This is a genomic window from Thermanaerovibrio velox DSM 12556, from assembly GCF_000237825.1.
In the GTDB taxonomy this organism is placed as follows: Bacteria; Synergistota; Synergistia; order Synergistales; family Synergistaceae; genus Thermanaerovibrio; species Thermanaerovibrio velox.
This window is the reverse complement of sequence record NZ_CM001377.1, coordinates 480,368-497,423: the sequence shown is the minus strand read 5'-3', so window position 1 is coordinate 497,423 and position 17,056 is coordinate 480,368. Positions and strand designations below refer to the sequence as shown.

Annotated in this window: 19 protein-coding genes; all 19 read right to left on the bottom strand. The window is 60.3% G+C overall.

Features of this window, described 5'->3' with window-relative positions; genetic code table 11:
* Positions 1 to 9: 9 nt before the first annotated feature.
* The gene (locus THEVEDRAFT_RS02290; protein WP_006583114.1) at positions 10 to 747 is read right to left on the bottom strand and encodes a sigma-70 family RNA polymerase sigma factor; all 738 of its coding nucleotides are present in this window, start codon (positions 745 to 747) and stop codon (positions 10 to 12) included.
* Between the two features lie 11 nt (positions 748 to 758).
* Entirely contained in the window at positions 759 to 1,820 is a 1,062-nt protein-coding gene (locus tag THEVEDRAFT_RS02285; protein WP_245522701.1) for a hypothetical protein, read from the bottom strand.
* A gap of 15 nt (positions 1,821 to 1,835) precedes the next feature.
* Positions 1,836 to 2,327, bottom strand: coding sequence for a chemotaxis protein CheD (locus THEVEDRAFT_RS02280; protein WP_006583112.1), 492 nt, complete (start codon positions 2,325 to 2,327; stop codon positions 1,836 to 1,838).
* Between the two features lie 3 nt (positions 2,328 to 2,330).
* Positions 2,331 to 2,960, bottom strand: coding sequence for a chemotaxis protein CheC (locus THEVEDRAFT_RS02275; RefSeq protein WP_006583111.1), 630 nt, complete (start codon positions 2,958 to 2,960; stop codon positions 2,331 to 2,333).
* 36 nt (positions 2,961 to 2,996) lie between these two features.
* Complete coding sequence (locus THEVEDRAFT_RS02270; protein WP_006583110.1) at positions 2,997 to 5,051, bottom strand: chemotaxis protein CheA; 2,055 nt, start codon at positions 5,049 to 5,051, stop codon at positions 2,997 to 2,999.
* A gap of 43 nt (positions 5,052 to 5,094) precedes the next feature.
* Positions 5,095 to 6,180, bottom strand: a complete 1,086-nt coding sequence (locus THEVEDRAFT_RS02265) for a protein-glutamate methylesterase/protein-glutamine glutaminase (RefSeq protein ID WP_006583109.1) — start codon at positions 6,178 to 6,180, stop codon at positions 5,095 to 5,097.
* Positions 6,177 to 6,860 carry a flagellar brake protein gene (locus tag THEVEDRAFT_RS02260; RefSeq protein ID WP_006583108.1) on the bottom strand — a complete coding sequence of 228 codons (684 nt, stop codon included), beginning with the start codon at positions 6,858 to 6,860 and terminating at the stop codon, positions 6,177 to 6,179. The genes THEVEDRAFT_RS02265 and THEVEDRAFT_RS02260 overlap by 4 nt, the downstream gene beginning before the upstream one ends.
* The gene (locus tag THEVEDRAFT_RS02255) at positions 6,857 to 7,768 is read right to left on the bottom strand and encodes a MinD/ParA family protein (RefSeq protein ID WP_050802092.1); all 912 of its coding nucleotides are present in this window, start codon (positions 7,766 to 7,768) and stop codon (positions 6,857 to 6,859) included. The genes THEVEDRAFT_RS02260 and THEVEDRAFT_RS02255 overlap by 4 nt, the downstream gene beginning before the upstream one ends.
* Positions 7,755 to 8,996, bottom strand: a complete 1,242-nt coding sequence (flhF, locus tag THEVEDRAFT_RS02250; protein WP_006583106.1) for a flagellar biosynthesis GTPase FlhF — start codon at positions 8,994 to 8,996, stop codon at positions 7,755 to 7,757. Before flhF ends, THEVEDRAFT_RS02255 begins: the two co-directional genes overlap by 14 nt.
* A gap of 1 nt (position 8,997) precedes the next feature.
* A complete protein-coding gene (gene flhA / locus THEVEDRAFT_RS02245) occupies positions 8,998 to 11,094 on the bottom strand; it encodes a flagellar biosynthesis protein FlhA (protein WP_006583105.1) in 2,097 nt (698 codons plus the stop codon).
* A gap of 82 nt (positions 11,095 to 11,176) precedes the next feature.
* A complete protein-coding gene (gene flhB, locus THEVEDRAFT_RS02240) occupies positions 11,177 to 12,313 on the bottom strand; it encodes a flagellar biosynthesis protein FlhB (protein ID WP_006583104.1) in 1,137 nt (378 codons plus the stop codon).
* Entirely contained in the window at positions 12,304 to 13,083 is a 780-nt protein-coding gene (gene fliR, locus THEVEDRAFT_RS02235) for a flagellar biosynthetic protein FliR (protein WP_006583103.1), read from the bottom strand. Before fliR ends, flhB begins: the two co-directional genes overlap by 10 nt.
* Complete coding sequence (gene fliQ, locus THEVEDRAFT_RS02230) at positions 13,080 to 13,349, bottom strand: flagellar biosynthesis protein FliQ (protein ID WP_006583102.1); 270 nt, start codon at positions 13,347 to 13,349, stop codon at positions 13,080 to 13,082. The genes fliR and fliQ overlap by 4 nt, the downstream gene beginning before the upstream one ends.
* Before the next feature lie 10 nt (positions 13,350 to 13,359).
* Positions 13,360 to 14,130 carry a flagellar type III secretion system pore protein FliP gene (fliP, locus tag THEVEDRAFT_RS02225; protein ID WP_006583101.1) on the bottom strand — a complete coding sequence of 257 codons (771 nt, stop codon included), beginning with the start codon at positions 14,128 to 14,130 and terminating at the stop codon, positions 13,360 to 13,362.
* The gene (locus tag THEVEDRAFT_RS02220; protein WP_040825139.1) at positions 14,114 to 14,425 is read right to left on the bottom strand and encodes a hypothetical protein; all 312 of its coding nucleotides are present in this window, start codon (positions 14,423 to 14,425) and stop codon (positions 14,114 to 14,116) included. The genes fliP and THEVEDRAFT_RS02220 overlap by 17 nt, the downstream gene beginning before the upstream one ends.
* Positions 14,426 to 14,522: 97 nt before the next feature.
* Positions 14,523 to 14,885 (bottom strand): response regulator, encoded by a 363-nt coding sequence (locus THEVEDRAFT_RS02215; RefSeq protein ID WP_006583099.1) that lies wholly within the window; start codon positions 14,883 to 14,885, stop codon positions 14,523 to 14,525.
* Between the two features lie 35 nt (positions 14,886 to 14,920).
* Complete coding sequence (gene fliN / locus THEVEDRAFT_RS10090) at positions 14,921 to 16,039, bottom strand: flagellar motor switch protein FliN (protein ID WP_006583098.1); 1,119 nt, start codon at positions 16,037 to 16,039, stop codon at positions 14,921 to 14,923.
* 3 nt (positions 16,040 to 16,042) lie between these two features.
* Positions 16,043 to 16,654: a flagellar motor switch protein FliM gene (locus THEVEDRAFT_RS10085; protein ID WP_040825137.1), complete on the bottom strand. Its 612-nt coding sequence runs from the start codon at positions 16,652 to 16,654 to the stop codon at positions 16,043 to 16,045.
* Positions 16,554 to 17,048, bottom strand: coding sequence for a flagellar motor switch protein FliM (locus THEVEDRAFT_RS09780; protein WP_040825136.1), 495 nt, complete (start codon positions 17,046 to 17,048; stop codon positions 16,554 to 16,556). Before THEVEDRAFT_RS09780 ends, THEVEDRAFT_RS10085 begins: the two co-directional genes overlap by 101 nt.
* Positions 17,049 to 17,056 lie beyond the last annotated feature (8 nt).

Here is a 17,056-nt window from a genome sequence, read left to right as displayed (position 1 = left end):
ACCGCGACGCTACAACAGCCTGGAGCGAAGCATACCTATGGCCTTGCCGTGCAGCTGGGAGGCCCTGGACTCGGTAACCCCCAACACCGCACCTATCTCCTTGAGCGTAAGCCCTTCCTCGTAGTAAAGGGAAAGAAGCATCCTCTCCCGCTCCGGCAGCTCCTCAAGGGCCCTTCGAACCCTCTCAATCTCCTCCCTGCGCTCCACCTCCTCGGCGGGGGAAGGAGATGGATCCTCCAAAAGACCGTCCCTCTTGACCTCCCCCTCCTCAAGGGAGAGGACCTCGTCCAATGAAACCAGATAACATCTTCCGGCTATCTCCAGCAGCTCCCTGTAACTCTTTTCGTCCATCCCAAGCCTCTCCATTAGGGCCCCATCCTCCTGGGGAACCCCCATGGCGCACAGCTCCTCCATGGCCCTCTCAAGGCGCTGAAGCTTCTCCCTTCCGTTCCTAGATATCCAATCGTAACGCCTCAACTCGTCCAGTATGGCCCCCCTGATCCGTGGAACCGCAAAGGTCTGGAAACAAAAACCCCTGGATGGGTCAAACCTGTCCAGGGCCTCTAGAAGTCCCATGGCTCCAAAACTCAAGATGTCATCGTAATCCAACCCCGGAGGCGGGGTAACCGCCATCCGCAAGGCCACGTACTTGACGAGCGGAAGGTACCGCTTCACAAGCCTCTCCCGGTTCTCCGGAGAGGGGCTTTTCATGTAATCCTCCCATAAATCACGATCAGGGGACTCCATCGACAACCCTCTCACCCCCTGAGAACCAGCATCAGGACCAGGACGAAAAGCCCAATCGCCGCCGCCAGGACCACCAGAGGAAGCCCAGGCCCCCCCTTGGGGGCCACCACGGGCTCCTGGGCAACCCTTATCTTCATGTCCTTGGACATCTTGAAGACCGCGGTTATCCCCTCGGACACCGCAAGCTTAACCACCGCGTCGCCCCCCTTGGCCGGCTCAATCGCCTCCACCGGGAACTCCACCCTCCTGCCCGCTCGGGCCACAAAACGACTTATAAGGCGTCCCACGGGACTGACATCGTCCAAGTCCACCGGGATGAGATCCCCTACCTTCAAATCCCCCACGCTCTTCCCCCTAACGGGATCCAGCTGAGGCTTGCAGTGGAGGGTTATCTCCGTGATCTTTGGCCTCTCACCCCCAGCCTTCGGCTCCTCCGGCTGCGGCTCCTTGGGCTTGCCTAGGGGGGACATCTCCAAACGGATCCGGTGGAACCTCTCAACCTCAATGGAACACAGCATGTCCAACTTAAAGGCCTGAGACAAGGCCTCCTTAAACGCCTGAGTCTTTGCGCCCGCGGTGGACGGGTCCTTGAAAAGGGTGTTCAGCGCGGTGGGGGGGAACATGCGCTCAAGGATCCCCTCCAACTGCCTGTAGGCCCCCCTGTCCGGGGATGGGGGCAGGGACCTTATGGCGGACCTCACCGCCTCCCATCCGGCGGACACGTCAAAGGAGTCCGGCACACCACCCGAACCCACCCAGAAACTGAGGTCCAACACATCACCGGTAACCCCGTTGGCCACGTAACAAAAGACCCCCTGCAGGTCCCCCCTGCGGCGGGTCTCAAAACGGCCCTTAACGGCCACGTAAGTGGGAGCTGCGGCCATGAGCATGGCCACCGCCCTCTCCTGATCCACCCCGGAGGCGGATATGGCCTTCAACACGCTCTCCCTGGAACAACCAAGGAGGTTGGCTAGGTCCTCCACCACGTCCGAGGGGATCAGGTTAACCAGGCTCTCCGGAACCGACCCCTTCATGTCGCCTCCAGGGCTCGCTTCGATCCTGTCCTCCATCATGACGGTTAAACTTACCTACAGCTCCTTGACACCGGTGCCAAGGGTCTTCACCAACAGCACCCAAGTATCGGTGGAGAACTCCACGCTCCTCCCCTTGTTCCCCCCCACGTCGGAGGCCACAAGGGGAACCCCGAACTTCGCAAGCATGGCGGTGGTGGCCTCCACGTTCCTCTGCCCCACCGCAAGCAGCGAACTCTCCTTGCCGGGGATGTTGAACATCTGAGCTCCCCCCGCCATCTTGGCCTTCAGCTGGGACTTGTTGACCCCAAGATCCCTCAGCTTGTCCATCATGAGAGGCACCGCCGTGTCAGCAAACTTCCCGGGCTTCAGGACCTCCTTGGCATCCCTGCTGTCCGGCAGCATTATGTGAGCCATAGCGGCAACCTTGGAGGACTGGTCGTATATCACCAAACCTATGCACGAACCAAGCCCCAAGGTTATAAGGGTGGCCGGGTGCCTAACCGCCACCAGATCCGCCATCCCTACGTGTATAGCGGAGGACGACATGGGCTAGAGCACCCCCAATCTCTGAAGCAGAAGCTCCAGGGAACCGGGATCCGGCACCATGATGACCATCCCCTTCGCCTCCGTGTCGGAATCTATTATCTTGAGGGTGGTCTTCACCAACAAGGCGGTGTCCCCCATTATGCCAAACATGGCGGCCACCACGTCCATTATGGATCCCAGCATGTCATGGGCCACCGCAGGCACCGACACCGGGAGGGCCCAGCCGGTCATGCTGGAAAGGGCGTTCAAGAAAGCCCCAAGGATTATGTTCCCCACCTCAGCCAACGCACTGTCCCTGATCTGCAGCCTGACCTCCTCCTCCATGGAGCTCAAATCCATGGATATGAGAAGATCCGCCAGAGCAGAGGCCTCCTCCTCGTACATTAGGAATATCAGGTTGCAGGAGAACTCCCCGTCCGCCCTTATGAGGACCCCGCAGGCGAGATCCTCGGGAGAACCGTAGTGCTGGGCTACCTCATACACCGACACGAGCTCCGCCACCGGCACGTCCATGTCCACGGTCCTGCCCAAAAGCTTGGAGAGCGCCGTGGCGGCGTTGCCGGCCCCGATGTTCCCTACCTCCCTTATGGCATCCAGCTGAATGCTGTTGAAAGAATCGAAGTCAACCGACATGGCCTCAACAAAACCCTCTTCCGTTCAAAGGATCCCCTACAGGGATGCGGCGTCCAGGATCAGCGCCACGTTGCCGTCCCCTAGGATTGTAGCCCCCGCCACGCCCCGGACCTTCTGAAGCAGCTTGCCCAAGGGCTTTATCACTATCTCCTGCTGTCCCACGAAGTCATCCACCACAAAACCTATGCGGTTCCGATCCCGGCCAACCCGGACCACCACCACCGGATGCTCCTCCACACCCTCCCGGTTAACCTCCGTGGACAAAATCCCCGCGAGGTCCGATAAGGTCAATATCTCACCCCTCACGGTGGTGACAGGGGTGCCGTGCACGTACTTTATCTCGCTCTTGGGCACCAGCAGGGTCTCCTCCACGTTCTCCAGCGATATGGCGTAGATCTCGTCCCCCACCCTTATGAGCAGCGCAAGCACTATGGCCAGCGTCAAGGGCAGCCTTATGACCACCCGAGTACCCTGCCCCAGCTTGGAGAACACCTGGAACTGGCCACCAAGGGACTCCACCTTGCTCTTCACCGCGTCCATTCCGACACCGCGGCCCGATAGATCCGTAACCACGTCGGCGGTGCTGAACCCAGGAAGCAGTATGAGCCTTATGGCCTCCTCGTCGGTCATGAGCTGGGCCTGCTCGGCGGTGACTATGCCGCGCTCCACCGCCTTGCGCCTCACCTTGTTGGTGTCTATGCCCCTGCCGTCGTCCTGAACCTCTATTATGACCCCGTTGCCCTCCTGGTAGGCCGCAACGGTTATGGTGCCCTCCCGGGGCTTCCCGTTCTTAACCCGCTCCTCCGGACTCTCCAAGCCATGGTCCAGGGAGTTCCTCAAAAGGTGAACCATGGGATCCCCAATCTCGTCTATGACCGTCCGATCCAGCTCGGTCTCCCGGCCCTCCACCACCAGCCGGACCTCCTTGCCCATCTGACGGGAAAGGTCCCGGACCAACCGGGGCAACCGGTCAAACACCATGGACACCGGCACCATTCTGAGCTTGGTGACCAGCTCCTGGATCTCACCGGATATACGACCCAGCTGAGACAAGGGCTCATCAAAGGCCTTCATCTTGGTCTCCTGGGCCAGACGCTCTATCCTGGCACGACCTATGACCAACTCCCCCACCAGGTTCATGAGCTTGTCCAGCCTGCCGATGTCCACCCTTACGGTGCGGCTGCCCTTCTTGACCCCCTGAGGCTGCGCCGCCTGAACCACCCCAGTCTGGGCAGCCCCCTCGGGAGCCCTCGAAGATGGAGAAGCCGAGGCCACGGCCTCCTCCCCTTCGTCCTCTTCCTCCAGGTCCCCGATGGACAGCCCACCATCTTCATCGAAGTTCAACGGCGTAACCTCCACCGATGCCACCTCGCTTATGGAGGAAGCAACCTTAGAAAGGGAATCCCCGCTCTCATGGGTGGCCACGTACACCCAAAACTCGGTGTCGAAGGCCTCCCTCTCCAGATCCTCCACCCCAGGCTGGGTCTTTATGAGCTCCCCCATCTCCCCAAGGCGGGTCACCACCATGTAAGCCCTGGCGGCCTTCAACATGCAGCTGGGGCTCAAGGCAACCCTGAGCTCGTACACCGACATGCCCTGGTTGCGGGCCTCCTTCACCCAGCCCTTCTCCTGCTCCGTCAACTCCACCTTCTTGCTGCCCCTGGAGGCCCCGGAAGGAGCCGCCGAAGGGGCATCGTGAGCCTTCTTCACCAACCGGTGCAGCTGATCAACCAAACCCTTGACGTCCACGTCCTTGTCGCTCCCACCACCACGGATGGAATCCACCATGGCGGTTATGGCGTCAAGACACTTGAAAAGCAGGTCCACGTCCTCGGAGTTGAGCACGTGCTCCCCGCTCCTCGCAAGGCCCAACAGGTCCTCCATGGCATGGGTCAAACCCGCCATGCCTTCAAAACCCATGGTGGCAGACATGCCCTTGAAGGTGTGGGCCACCCGGAATATCTCATTTATTATTCCCATGTCCGACTGGTTCTGCTCCGCCGCCAGAAGAAGCTCGTTGAGGTTCTTCAGCTGATCCGTAGCCTCATCCAAGAACGCACCCAAGTACTGACTCATATCCATGTTAGTCATCGGTTATCGGCCTCCAGGTTCAGGGGATTTTGTTTTCTCGAACCTAAGGGCATGCGGCCCATCGATGCAAAGCCTCGGGCATATCGTACAGGGAAACTACCTCCTCCGCTATGCCCGCCTCGACTACAGCCCTCGGCATTCCGTAGACCACACAGGTATCCGGACTCTCCGCCAGGATAACGCCTCCCTTGCTGTGAAGAGCAAGCGCCCCATCAGCCCCGTCCCTGCCCATGCCGGTCAACACCGCCGCCACCACAGATCCGCCCACCACATCCGCCACGCTCATGAAAAGCATGTCCGCCGCGGGCTTAACGGACCTCACAGGAGGTGCGTCGGATAAACGACAGACCAGGTCCGGCCCAGACCTCTCCACAACCATATGATAACCTCCAGGGGCTATGATAGCCATACCCTTCTGCGGTTTCAAACCGTCGTATCCCTCCACCACCTTCAGGGGGCTCACGTCATCGAGCCTCTGGGCAAAGGAGGCGGTAAAACCCTTCGGCATGTGCTGCACCACCAAGATGGGACACGGAAAATCCCCCCTGAGATTGGGGATCACCTCCTGAAGCGCCCTGGGACCTCCGGTGGACGACGCTATCAACACCAGGTCCACCCGCTGAAGCTTGCGCCTTTGAGAGGCCCCCGGCAAACCCGCCCCTGAAGTCTTCGGGGCCTCCACGGGCTTGCGCCTCGGCACCGCCCCGGGCTTAAGCCTGGAACGGTCAACCGTGCTGGCCACCCAGACCTTCTGCCGCAGCTCCTCCTCCACCTTGTGCATGTCCAGCGATATGGTCCCCGAAGGCTTCGTCACAAAGTCCACCGCCCCAAGCGAGAGGGCCTGAAGCGTCACCTCCGCCCCCTCCTTGGTGAGGCTCGAAACCATCACCACCGGCGTGGGACGACGCTCCATTATCTCCTTTAAAGCCTCCAGCCCGTTCTTGCGAGGCATCTCAACGTCCATGGTTATCACATCCGGATCCGCCTCGGAGAGCTTCTGAAGCGCTTCCTCCCCATCCCTAACTCGGGCTACCACATCAAACCTCTGGTCCGAGGCAAGCATGTCACCTATAACCTTTCGCATGAAGGCGGAGTCATCAACCACCATAACCCTCACTTTGCGCGTCATGGCACATCTCTCCCCTGGCGGGAATTAAGTTCCTGGGTCCTTATGAACTCTATTATATACTTTTCAGCCCATCTAGGTACCGCCTCAAAGGCCCCCCCGCAGTCCCATAGGCCCTCGGAGGTCCTCTCCGCCCTCATTAGCTTGAGCAACCCAGGAAAAGGCCTATCACCCAGGGGGAGCATGCACAAAAACCTGTCCCCCTGGGACAGCCTGTAAGGATAGTCTATCCTAAACCTCACTCCCCCAAGGCTCATGTCCACCGCCACACCCTTCAGCCACCTGCCGGACAGGGGCGACCGAGCCTCCGCCTCAAGGGGAAACACCCGGAACTCCTTAAGACAGGGCACCCTTAAGTAGCGCCTCCGCTGTATCCTCTCCACGGGACCTAGCGTCTTGACCCAAAGCATTGGCACCGTGCCGGAGATGTCGCTCCTCACCACCACGCAGGACACCCTCAAAGGGGACCTGCCGTCCTCCGCCAGGAGCTCACACTCCATGTCCCTATACACCGGGAGAAGCGCCCCCTTGAACATCGGATGCGCCAACCCAAGCAGGTCCTCCCTCTGGTCCTCCAACCTGGTGGGGTACGTGCCCTTGAAAAGCCCGTCCTCCACCTTAAACTCCCCCTTGACCCCCAGGGGAAGCCCTACCCTCTCCCCATCCCGGCCCAAAGAGATCACCCCTTAAGCCTCATCCTCTTGCCGAGCCTCAGCATGAAGGCCTTGAGCCCCCTGCCACCCGGCACATCCTCCTGGTCAACCTTAAGCAGCCGACGAGCTATCACCTTCACACAGGACGACGCGGGAGAATCGGGGCTCTGCAGCACAAAGGGTCTGCGACGCCTCACCGAGTCCATCACCCGTTGGTCCCAAAGGACGTAACCTAGGTAGTTCACGTTGAGGTCCAGGAACTGCCCCGCCGCCAGCCTTATCCGATCCGCCACGGAGAAGGCCTCGTCGTCGCTCATCGCCATGTTGACCACCAAGGACACCTTGGGCTTCCAAGATAAACCCACCACCAGGGACTTCAAAACCCCGTAGGCATCCCTGATGGCGGTGGGCTCCGTGGTGGTCAGGAGGAGCACCTCGTCGGCAGCGGCAGCGAAGGATATCACGTTCCTGTGTATCCCCGCCCCGGTGTCCACCAACAACACCTCCGCTCGCCCCTCAAGGGCCGAGAACTTCTCTATCAACATCGCCTGGCTCTGCTCGTCCAGGTCCGCAAGGTCCGAGAAACCAGCCCCCCCGGGGATCAGACTGACCCCCTGATCCACCGAAAGCAGGATGTCCTCAAGCCCCATTTGGCCACCGATCACGTGTCCCAGGTGGTGCTTGGGCACCACACCCAAGAGGAGATCCGCGTTGGCAAGCCCCATGTCCGCGTCCATCAACATGACCCGAACGCCCATCTGCCCCATGGCAAGCGCCAGGTTAACGGAAAGGTTGCTCTTTCCGACCCCCCCCTTCCCGCTCACCACCGCAATGGACCTCAGGCCCTGGAACTTGGACCTCCCGCCCCCAGAGGAGAGCACCATCTCCCGAAGGGCAGAAGCCTGATCCCTGCCAGACATCTGCCTATCCAAGGCCATCCCCCTCCAGGATCAGCCTCGCAAGCCTTTCAGGCCTCGCAACCTCTATGTCGTTGGGCACGTTCTGACCCACCGTGAAGAAGGAAACCGGGAACTTGAAGTCCTCCAAAACGCTCAACAGGGGGCCGAAGGAATAGGTCTCGTCAAGCTTCGTGAATATCACGGACCTTATGGGCACCACCCCCATCCGATCTATCACCTTCAACATGTCCTTGTACTTCAGGTTCGCCGCCAATACCAGGTGGACCGCATCGGGCATGAAGGCCTCGTACAGGACCTTCAGCTCCTCCATCTTCTTGGAGTCCTTGGCGCTCCTGCCCGCGGTGTCGAGCAGCAAGAGGTCACAGGCACCGTGCTTGGACAGTATCCCCTCGAAGTCCTTGGGCTCGAAAGCAACCTCCATGGGGATGCCCAATATCTTTGCATAGGTCCTGAGCTGCTCCACCGCCGCTATCCGGTAGGTGTCCGCGGTGGCCAGCGCCACCCTCCGGCCCTCCCACAAGGAATGGACCGCCGCCAGCTTGGCTATGGTGGTGGTCTTCCCCACACCGGTGGGCCCCACGAACATCACCCGCCGCCCCCCCATGGCGGACACCGGGTCATCCCCCACCACCTTGATGCGGGAGCTCAAAAGACCCACCAGGGAATCGTCCCCACCCCTGTGCCCCGCAAGGATCCTGGAGGCCACCTCGGGGTCCACATCCGCCTCCACAAGACGCCTGACCAAGGGATCGTCCCCACAATAGCCGCCGCCGGAACCAACCCGCTGCAGAACCTGGTCCAATCTCCGCCGCAGATCCTCCACCTGATCCTCCAGGTTGGGCTTTCCACCCACCGGGGCGGAGATGCCGGATGCCCCGTAGGCCCTCTCCGCCTGGGACACCGTCACGGGGTTTAAGGGGAGCACCGACGCCGTCTCAACCCTCATGGGAAGCGGCTGATCCTCCTCTGATCCCATGACCGCCCGCTGAACCTCCTTCCGCATGTCCAAGAGCTGTTGGAACGAGAACAACCGCTGCCGGGACTCCTGGTCGATCGCCGGGGCGTCGTCCTCCAGGATGCCAGCGGTAACGATCAGAACCCGCTTGCCGAAAAGGCCCAGTATGCCCCCCTTCTTGACCGGCCGGGAGCTCAATATCACCGCATCCCTGCCAAGCCTCTTGGAGGCTATCCTCATGGCTTCCGCATCATCCCGGGCCTCGAACTCTATCTGTTTAAGAACCCTCATCCTACTCCACCACTCCCAAGGATCTCAGCTGAGTTGAAGGGGCTATCTCGTTATAGCTTACCACGAAGAGCTGAGGCAAGCTCCCCTCCACTATGCGTCGAACCACCAAACGAACGTCCGGGTGGGCGAGCAGCACCGGCGTTATTCCACCCATGGCCATGGCCTCCGCCGCAGAGGCTATGGCCTGCATGAGATCCTGCATCTCCTTGGGCGGCATGTTAAGCTGCCAACCCTGCATCAGATCACCCTTCATGGACTCCTTAATGCGCTGCTCCCAGCGGGGGGACAAGGTGTACACACCAAGCACCCCCTCCTGATCCTGAAGCCGAAGCGTTATGACCCTGGAAAGGGCCTCCCGGGTCCTCTCCAAGAGATAATCGGTGCTCTTGGTGTAACGGCCGTGGTCCGCCAAGGTCTCGAATATGGTGACCAGGTCCCTTATGGACACCTGCTCCCTTATGAGCCCCTGCAAGACCTTCTGCACGTCCCCAAGGCTCAGCACCTCCAGAAGGTCCTTGGTTATGGCGGGGTTGGACTCCCCCACCAGATCCACCAGCTTCTGAACCTCCTGGCGGGTGATAAGGTCCGCCCCGTATCGCTTTATGACCTCCGACAGGTGCGTGGCCAGCACCGACGGACAGTCCACCACCGTGTAGCCCAGCCCCTCCGCCTGGTCTCTTATCTCCGGGGATATCCAAACCGCCGGAAGCCCGAAGGCAGGCTCCTTGGTGGGGATCCCCACCAGCAGGTCCTCCCCTCCGGTGCTCATGGCAAGGTAGTGATCCGGCAGCAGCTCCCCCCTGCCCACCTCCGCACCCTTCACCCTTATAAGGTACTCGGTGGGCTTGAGCTGGATGTTGTCCCTTATCCTTATGGGGGGCACCACAAGGCCAAGGTCCATGGCCATCTGGCGCCTTATGGTGCCTATCCTCTCCAACATGTCTCCCCCCTGGGACGGATCAACCAGGGGTATCAGGGCATAACCTATCTCCACCTCCATGGGGTCCACGGTGAGAAGGGGCAGCACGTTCTCGGGCCCCGACGAAGGGGCGGAAGGGGGCGGCGGGGCGGCCGCCCCGGGCTTGCCCCCGGCGGAGGGCTGCCTGCCTGAGTCGGGGACCACTTCGGAGGACGCCGCCTCCCGCTGAACCCCGTAGGCCATGGCGGCCATGCCGGCCCCAAGAAGCCCGAAGGGTATCGTAGGAAGGCCAGGAACCGCCGCAAGGGCGAAGAGGAGACCGGAACCTATGTAAAGGGGACGGTGGTTCCTGGTGAGCGACGACACCATCTCCTTGCCAAGGTCGCTCTCCCCCGCCGCCCTGGTAACGATGATGCCCGTGGCGGTGGAAAGCAAAAGGGCCGGTATCTGGGCCACCAAGCCGTCTCCAACGGTCAAAAGGCTGTAGGTCCCAAGGGCCTGCTTGAGCTCCATACCCCTCTGAAGGACCCCTATGGCAAGACCACCCAGTATGTTTATGGTGGTTATGATGAGCCCCGCTATGGCATCCCCCTTTACGAACTTCGAGGCACCGTCCATGGCACCGTAAAAGTCCGCCTCCCGCTGCACGTTCGCCCTCCTGCGGCGGGCCTCCTGCTCGTCTATCATCCCCGCGTTCAGGTCCGCGTCTATGGCCATCTGCTTGCCCGGCATGGCGTCCAAGGTGAAACGAGCCGCCACCTCCGCCACCCGCTCGGCCCCCTTGGTTATCACCAGGAACTGGATGATCACCAAGATGAGGAACACCACGCCTCCCACCACGTAGTTGCCACCAACCACGAAGTTCCCAAAGGCGTTGATTATCTCCCCCGCATAACCGTTTAGCAGCACCAGCCTGGTGGTGGAAACGTTGAGGGCCAGCCGGAACAGCGTGGCCATAAGAAGTATCGTGGGAAACGCGGATATCTCCAGGGCCTGCTTAACGTAAAAGGTGCTCAACAGTATCACAACCCCAAAGGTTATGTTGAGCGCCAAAAGCACATCCAAAAGCCACGTGGGAAGGGGGATTATCATCATCCCCACGATCAACACCAACAGCACCGCCATTCCCACGTCCGCGTACCTCATCACCTTGCTGGAAACCGAAGCGGAACCTCCCATATCTGCCTCCCGATGAGCTAAGAAATTCTAAAAACCACGTCACGCAAAGCCGCAACGGCACCCAAGGGAAAGCGCAAAGGCATCATCCCCTGCGCCCCCTCAAACGGTACACGAAGGCCAGCACTTCCGCAACCGCCTTGTACAGCCCCTCGGGGATCTCCTCCCCTATCTCCACCTGGGAGTATATGGCCCTGGCAAGCGGGGGGTTCTGAACCACCGGCACCCGGTTCTCCCTGGCCAGCTCCCTGATCCGCTCAGCTATAAGGCCCTGCCCCTTGGCGAGCAGCACCGGAGCGTCCGAAACCTTCCTGTCGTAGTTCAGCGCCACCGCCACGTGGACCGGGTTGGTTATGACCACGTCCGCCTTGGGAACGTCGGACATCATCCTCCGCTGGGCCAGTTCCCTCTGCCTCTGCCTTATGCGACGCTTTATGAGGGGATCTCCCTCCATCTGCTTGTACTCTTCCTTTATCTCCTGTTTCGACATCCTTATGGACCTTTCAAACTCCCACCTCTGATAAGCGTAATCGAAGAGCCCAAGCACCAAGAGCATCAGGGTCATCTTCATGCTCAACACCCAGACCCGCCACATGACCGTCCCAAGCCCCTCCACAAAGGGCTGCCCCACCGCCCCCACCAGGGTCACCAGGTCATGCTTCAGCGCCCCGTAGAGCATCATGATCAGTATCCCCGCCTTTACGACCCCCTTCAGCATCTCCACAAAGGACCGGCCGGAGAACATCTTCTTCATCCCGCTCACGGGGTTCAGCCTGTTGAGGTTCGGGACCAGGGGTTTGGAGGTGAAAAGAAAGCCCACCTGGTAGGCTAAAAGCCCCAGGGCCGACAGGGCACATATAAGGCCCAAGGGCAGCCAGACCAGGAAGTAAGAGTACAAAGCCCTCACCGAGGGGAGAAGAAGCCAACGCTGGGTCCCCATGGAGGGCTCCTTGAGATACCCCATGGTCACCTCAAAGAGCCTCGTCAGGTTCCCCATGAAGAAACCCCCGAAAACCAGAACCCCTATAAGACCCGAGGCTATGACCACCGCCGCGGTTAGGTCCTGGCTTTTGGTGACCTGCCCCTCCTCCCGGGCCTTCTGCCTCTTCCTGGGGGTGGCGGGCTCGGACTTCTCCTCCGCGAAGAACTGTACATCGATGGGGAACAGCAGGGTCTTATCCAGCCCATCCAAGGCAAAGACCCGAGTACACCTCAACGCCAAAGGACGGTCCCCTCCAGGGCCCACACCAGCGCCCTGCTCACGTAGCCGTAGAAGAGGTCCACCGTTAAGGGCATCACCACCATCAGCAGGATGAGGCCAAGACCTATCTTGAGCGGTATGCCCAGGATGAACACGTTCATCTGGGGCACCGTGCGGGCCACGAACCCAAGGCCTATGTCCGCTAAAAGGAGGGCCCCCATGATGGGAAGAGACAGCCGTATGCCCAACAGGAACAGCTCCGTCAGCCACCTCCCCAGGGGCTGGGACGCGGGGATGCCCGTGAACCCCTTACCCAGGGGCACCAGGGCAAAGCTCCTGTCAAGGGCCTCCACCAGCAGCAGATGCCCGTTCCAGTGGAAGAGGAACCATATCCCAAGCAGATACTTCATCTGCCCCACCAGCGCCACGCTCCCCTCCTGGGCGGGATCGAACAGGGTGGCCATGGCAAGCCCCATCTGGCTCCCCTCCATGTAGCCGGAGAGCTGAAGGGCGTACAGGGGAAGGGCGGCCAGGAACCCCACCGAAGCCCCTATGAGGAACTCCCTTACGGCGAAGAACGTCACCCCCGTCCATGTGGAGAGCAACGCCACCGGTACCTGCGGGTTCGCAGAGGGCACCATGACCAACGCCAACATCAGGGCAAGCCAAAGTTTAACCGGCATGGGCCAGGAGGGCAGGGAGAAAAGGGGATTCGCGAATATGAGCCCGGTTAACCGGAGGGAACACAGGAGGTACACGAGGATGAGGTTGACTATTTCCTCGTAGTTCATGACACAAACCTGTAGAGGGACTCGAACAGGAAACGGGTCATGTCAAGCACGGTCCTACCCATCCATGGGCCCAGAAGGAGCAACCCCAGGAAGACCGCCAGGATCTTGGGGATGAACGCCAAGGTCTGCTCCTGGATGGAGGTGGCGGTCTGGACTATCCCTATCACCAGCCCCACCAGCATGGCGATCACCAGTATGGGCATGCTGCTTACCATGGACACCCACAAGGCTTGCCTGAAGGCGTCCGCCACGCTCAGGGTCCCCACTCACACCACCTCACTTAAAGCTGGTTACGAGGCTGGCTATAACCAGGTCCCATCCGTCCGCCATGACGAAGAGCAGCACCTTGAAGGGCAGGGATATCATCATGGGGGGCAGCATTATCATGCCCATGCTCATGAGCACGCTGGAGACTATCATGTCCACCACGATGAACGGTATGAATATCACCACCCCCATCTGAAAGGCGGTCTTTAGCTCGCTCAGGATGAAGGCCGGGATGAGCACCCTTGTGGGGACCTCCTCCTGGTTCTTGGGCTGCTTCATCTTAGCAAGCCTCACCATGAGGGACAGCTCCCGTTCCCTGGTCTGACGGAGCATGAACGACCTTACCGGCCCCTCCGCCCCTTGGAAGGCCCGCTCCGCGGATATCTGCCCCCTCATGTAGGGCACCAAAGCCCCCTTGTAAACCTGGTCCCACACGGGAGCCATGGTGAAAAAGGTGAGGAACAGCGCCAGGGATGCTATCACCTGGTTCGGCGGCATCTGCTGGAGCCCCATGGCGTTCCTGACGAACCCCAGGACCACCAGTATCCTGGTGAAGCTGGTCAGCATGAGCACTATGGCGGGGGCCATGCTCAAAACGGTCATCAACGCCACTATCTGCAGCGTCAAGGCCACGTCCTGCTGATTCCGCGCCGCCTCCACCCCGATCCTCAAGGCCGGTATTGGCAGGGCAGGAGGGGTCGGCTGGGCAAGCGCACAACCGGCCCATAAAAGCCCAACGAGCACCCCCAAAAAGACCCCACGATTAAGGTTCAACCCCATCACCCCCAGCCTCCGATGCCACCTGGTACCCCTTGAACTCCGCAGAATCCCACCGGTGAAGCACCTCAAACCCCCCCTTGGGGGACGAGATCACCGCCACCACCGTGGGACCCATCTCCACCAAGTACAAAAGATCCCGCCCAACCGGGGTGACCGATAACACCTTCACCGCACGGGACCCCCTAAACCGGCCAAAACTGGGGACCCAACGAACCACGCCAAAACCCAGGGCACCCAAAACCAAAAGACCGGCTAAGACCTTGATAAGGTAGCTCCAAAGGCTCACTTCTCCCACCGGCACACCTCACACAATAAATTAATATTAATGAAATAAAAAAATAAAAGGAGTGCCGGGGGACACTCCCCGCCACCCCCTTAGGGAAGACTCCTCCTCAGGAGAGGGCCTTGCTCAGGGCCTCCAGCACCCGATCTGGCTGGAAGGGTTTGACTATGAAGTCCGCAGCCCCAGCCCTTATGGCCTCTATGACCATGGCCTGCTGGCCCATGGCGCTCACCATCACCACCTTGGCGTTGGGGTCCTGCTGCTTTATCTCCTTCACCGCCGCCAGGCCATCCATCTCCGGCATGGTTATGTCCATGGTTACCACGTCGGGCTTGAGCTCCGTGTACATCTGAACCGCCACCTTACCGTTCTCGGCCTCCCCCACCACCTCGAAGCCATTCTTGGTAAGGATGTCCTTCAACATCATCCTCATGAAGGCTGCGTCATCTACTATAAGAACCCTGGTTCCCATTCTGCCCTCTCCTTCCTGGAAGAAAATGGCCTGCCTTAGACGCCCATGGAGCGGATCCGCTCCACCCGGCTTACGATCTCGGTTATCCTCACCCCGAAGCTCTCGTCTATGACCACGACCTCGCCCCTGGCTATGAGCTTCCCGTTGACCAACACGTCAACCGGTTCACCGGCCATCCGGTTCAATTCTACCACGGAGCCGGGGCTCATGTTCAATATGTCCGCGATGGTCTTTCTGGCCCTGCCGAGCTCAACCGTTATTCTAACAGGAATATCCGCTATTAGGTCAATAGCGCTGGATGAAACCGCCACCTCTTGGCCACCCAGGGGGGCGAACTCCGCAGGACGCACATCCACCGGAGCAGTGGAGATCGAAGCGCTTCTAGGAGCGAACGACGCCTCCGGAACCGTCTGGGGAGCCCTGGAGGGACTCGGCTGAGGCGAATGGGCAGGCCGAGGCGCCTCCTGGGGCTTCTCCTGGTGGGCAGAAGCCTCCCTTATGCGGTTCGCCAGCTCCTTGGCGCTGCCCGCGGGCAACACGAGGAAGATCGAGAAGGGCTCCACCCCTTCGACCTCCACGTCCAGCCGGGATACCCAAGCCTCCTCCGTCACCGGCAGGGAGTCGAAGGGCACCCAAGAAAAGTCCGAAAGCCCACCGGATGTGTTCTTCGGAGCAAGCCGGGCCCCCTTCAACATCCCGCTTATGCTGGTGAGGGCAGAGCCTATCAACTGGCTGAACCCCTCCTGGGCAGCGGATAGGTAAAGGTCGTTCGGCTCCTCCGGCAGCTCCTTGGCGTCCCCCCCCATCATCAGGTCCGCCAGGGTCAACGCCCCTCGGTCGGTGGTCACAAGCCTGGCAGGAGCGTCGTCAAGGCCGTCCCAGACCATGGAGAAGGCGAAGATGGACATGGCCCCCACCTTCTCCACCACCGAGTTCTGGGGAGCGGACTCGCACAGCCCCACCGAAACGGATACGGACCTCCCGGCCAACATGCCCATCACTCCACCCACGGAGGACGCGGCGGTGGAGGCCACCTCCTTGAGCACCTCCATCTCGTCCAGGGTTATTCCCCCGCCCCCACCACCCCCTGAAGAAGGCTTGCCTCCGCTCAGAAGGGCATCTATCTCGTCCTGGCTAAGGAAATCCTCGCCCATTTATTAATCCTCCCCGTGATGGGCGAGCCCCTCGTCGCTCAGTACCTCGAGGATCCTCGCCGCATAGTGCTTTTCAAAGGTTCCCGCCTCACACAGGAACTTGATCATGTTGCCAACCCGGAGTCCCAAGGGATCAGAGGTCTTACCGTCAAGCCGGATGACGTCCCCCTCCCGAAGCTGAAGCACGTCCCCAATGGTGAGCACCGTGTGACCCAGCTCCAAAGCCATGGGCACCGAAACCTGATGAAGCCTCGCCTCTATGGCCTCCCTGGCCCCCTCCAGGTTCTTCCTACCCGTAGAGGCAAACCAGTGCTGGGACGACAGCTTGTCTATCATGGGTTCCATCACAAAGTAGGGAATACAAAGGTTCATTATGCCCTCCGTCTCCCCCACCTGGATCTTCAACGTGACCAAGAGGACCATGTCGGTACCGGGACATATCTGCACGAAGAAGGGATTGCTCTCCATGCTCTCAAACCGAAACCTTATGTCCACCACGGTGCTCCAGCTCTCCTCAAGATGCTCCAGTATCTTCAGCATCACCCGCTCTACCACCGTGCGCTCTATGTCCGTGAGATCCCTGGGCTTCCTTATGGGCTCCCCCCTTGCCCCCAAGCATCCTGTCTATTATGGAGAACACCAGATGAGGGTTCATCTCCAACACCGCGTTGCCGCTCAAGGGGTACATCTCAAGCACCCCCATCACCGTGGGCTGCACAAGGGACCTTATGAACTCGTCGTACGCCAGCTGGTCCACGGACACCACCTCCGCGGAGACCATGGACCTGACCAAAGTAGACAGCGACGTGGTCAGCTGCCGGGCAAAGGAGTCGTGGATCATCTGGATGGCCCTAAGCTGGTCCTTGCTGAACTTGTCGGGCCTTCTAAAATCATAAATCTTTATCTTCCTGTCGTCCTGCTTCTCTATGGACGCCAGGTCCACGCTCCCGCTGGAAAGGGCCTGCAGAAGGGAGTCTATCTCGTTCTGGGAAAGAACCTCCGGTACCACTTAACCAC

Excerpts from the sequence above, each read along its gene's own strand:
- THEVEDRAFT_RS02290 (WP_006583114.1), bottom strand. The coding sequence starts at position 747 with ATGGAGTCCCCTGATCGTGATTTATGGGAGGATTACATGAAAAGCCCC.
- THEVEDRAFT_RS02285 (WP_245522701.1), bottom strand. The coding sequence starts at position 1,820 with ATGATGGAGGACAGGATCGAAGCGAGCCCTGGAGGCGACATGAAGGGG.
- THEVEDRAFT_RS02280 (WP_006583112.1), bottom strand. The coding sequence starts at position 2,327 with ATGTCGTCCTCCGCTATACACGTAGGGATGGCGGATCTGGTGGCGGTT.
- THEVEDRAFT_RS02275 (WP_006583111.1), bottom strand. The coding sequence starts at position 2,960 with ATGTCGGTTGACTTCGATTCTTTCAACAGCATTCAGCTGGATGCCATA.
- THEVEDRAFT_RS02270 (WP_006583110.1), bottom strand. The coding sequence starts at position 5,051 with ATGACTAACATGGATATGAGTCAGTACTTGGGTGCGTTCTTGGATGAG.
- THEVEDRAFT_RS02265 (WP_006583109.1), bottom strand. The coding sequence starts at position 6,180 with ATGACGCGCAAAGTGAGGGTTATGGTGGTTGATGACTCCGCCTTCATG.
- THEVEDRAFT_RS02255 (WP_050802092.1), bottom strand. The coding sequence starts at position 7,768 with ATGGCCTTGGATAGGCAGATGTCTGGCAGGGATCAGGCTTCTGCCCTT.
- flhF (WP_006583106.1), bottom strand. The coding sequence starts at position 8,996 with ATGAGGGTTCTTAAACAGATAGAGTTCGAGGCCCGGGATGATGCGGAA.
- flhA (WP_006583105.1), bottom strand. The coding sequence starts at position 11,094 with ATGGGAGGTTCCGCTTCGGTTTCCAGCAAGGTGATGAGGTACGCGGAC.
- fliR (WP_006583103.1), bottom strand. The coding sequence starts at position 13,083 with ATGAACTACGAGGAAATAGTCAACCTCATCCTCGTGTACCTCCTGTGT.
- fliP (WP_006583101.1), bottom strand. The coding sequence starts at position 14,130 with ATGGGGTTGAACCTTAATCGTGGGGTCTTTTTGGGGGTGCTCGTTGGG.
- THEVEDRAFT_RS02215 (WP_006583099.1), bottom strand. The coding sequence starts at position 14,885 with ATGGGAACCAGGGTTCTTATAGTAGATGACGCAGCCTTCATGAGGATG.
- fliN (WP_006583098.1), bottom strand. The coding sequence starts at position 16,039 with ATGGGCGAGGATTTCCTTAGCCAGGACGAGATAGATGCCCTTCTGAGC.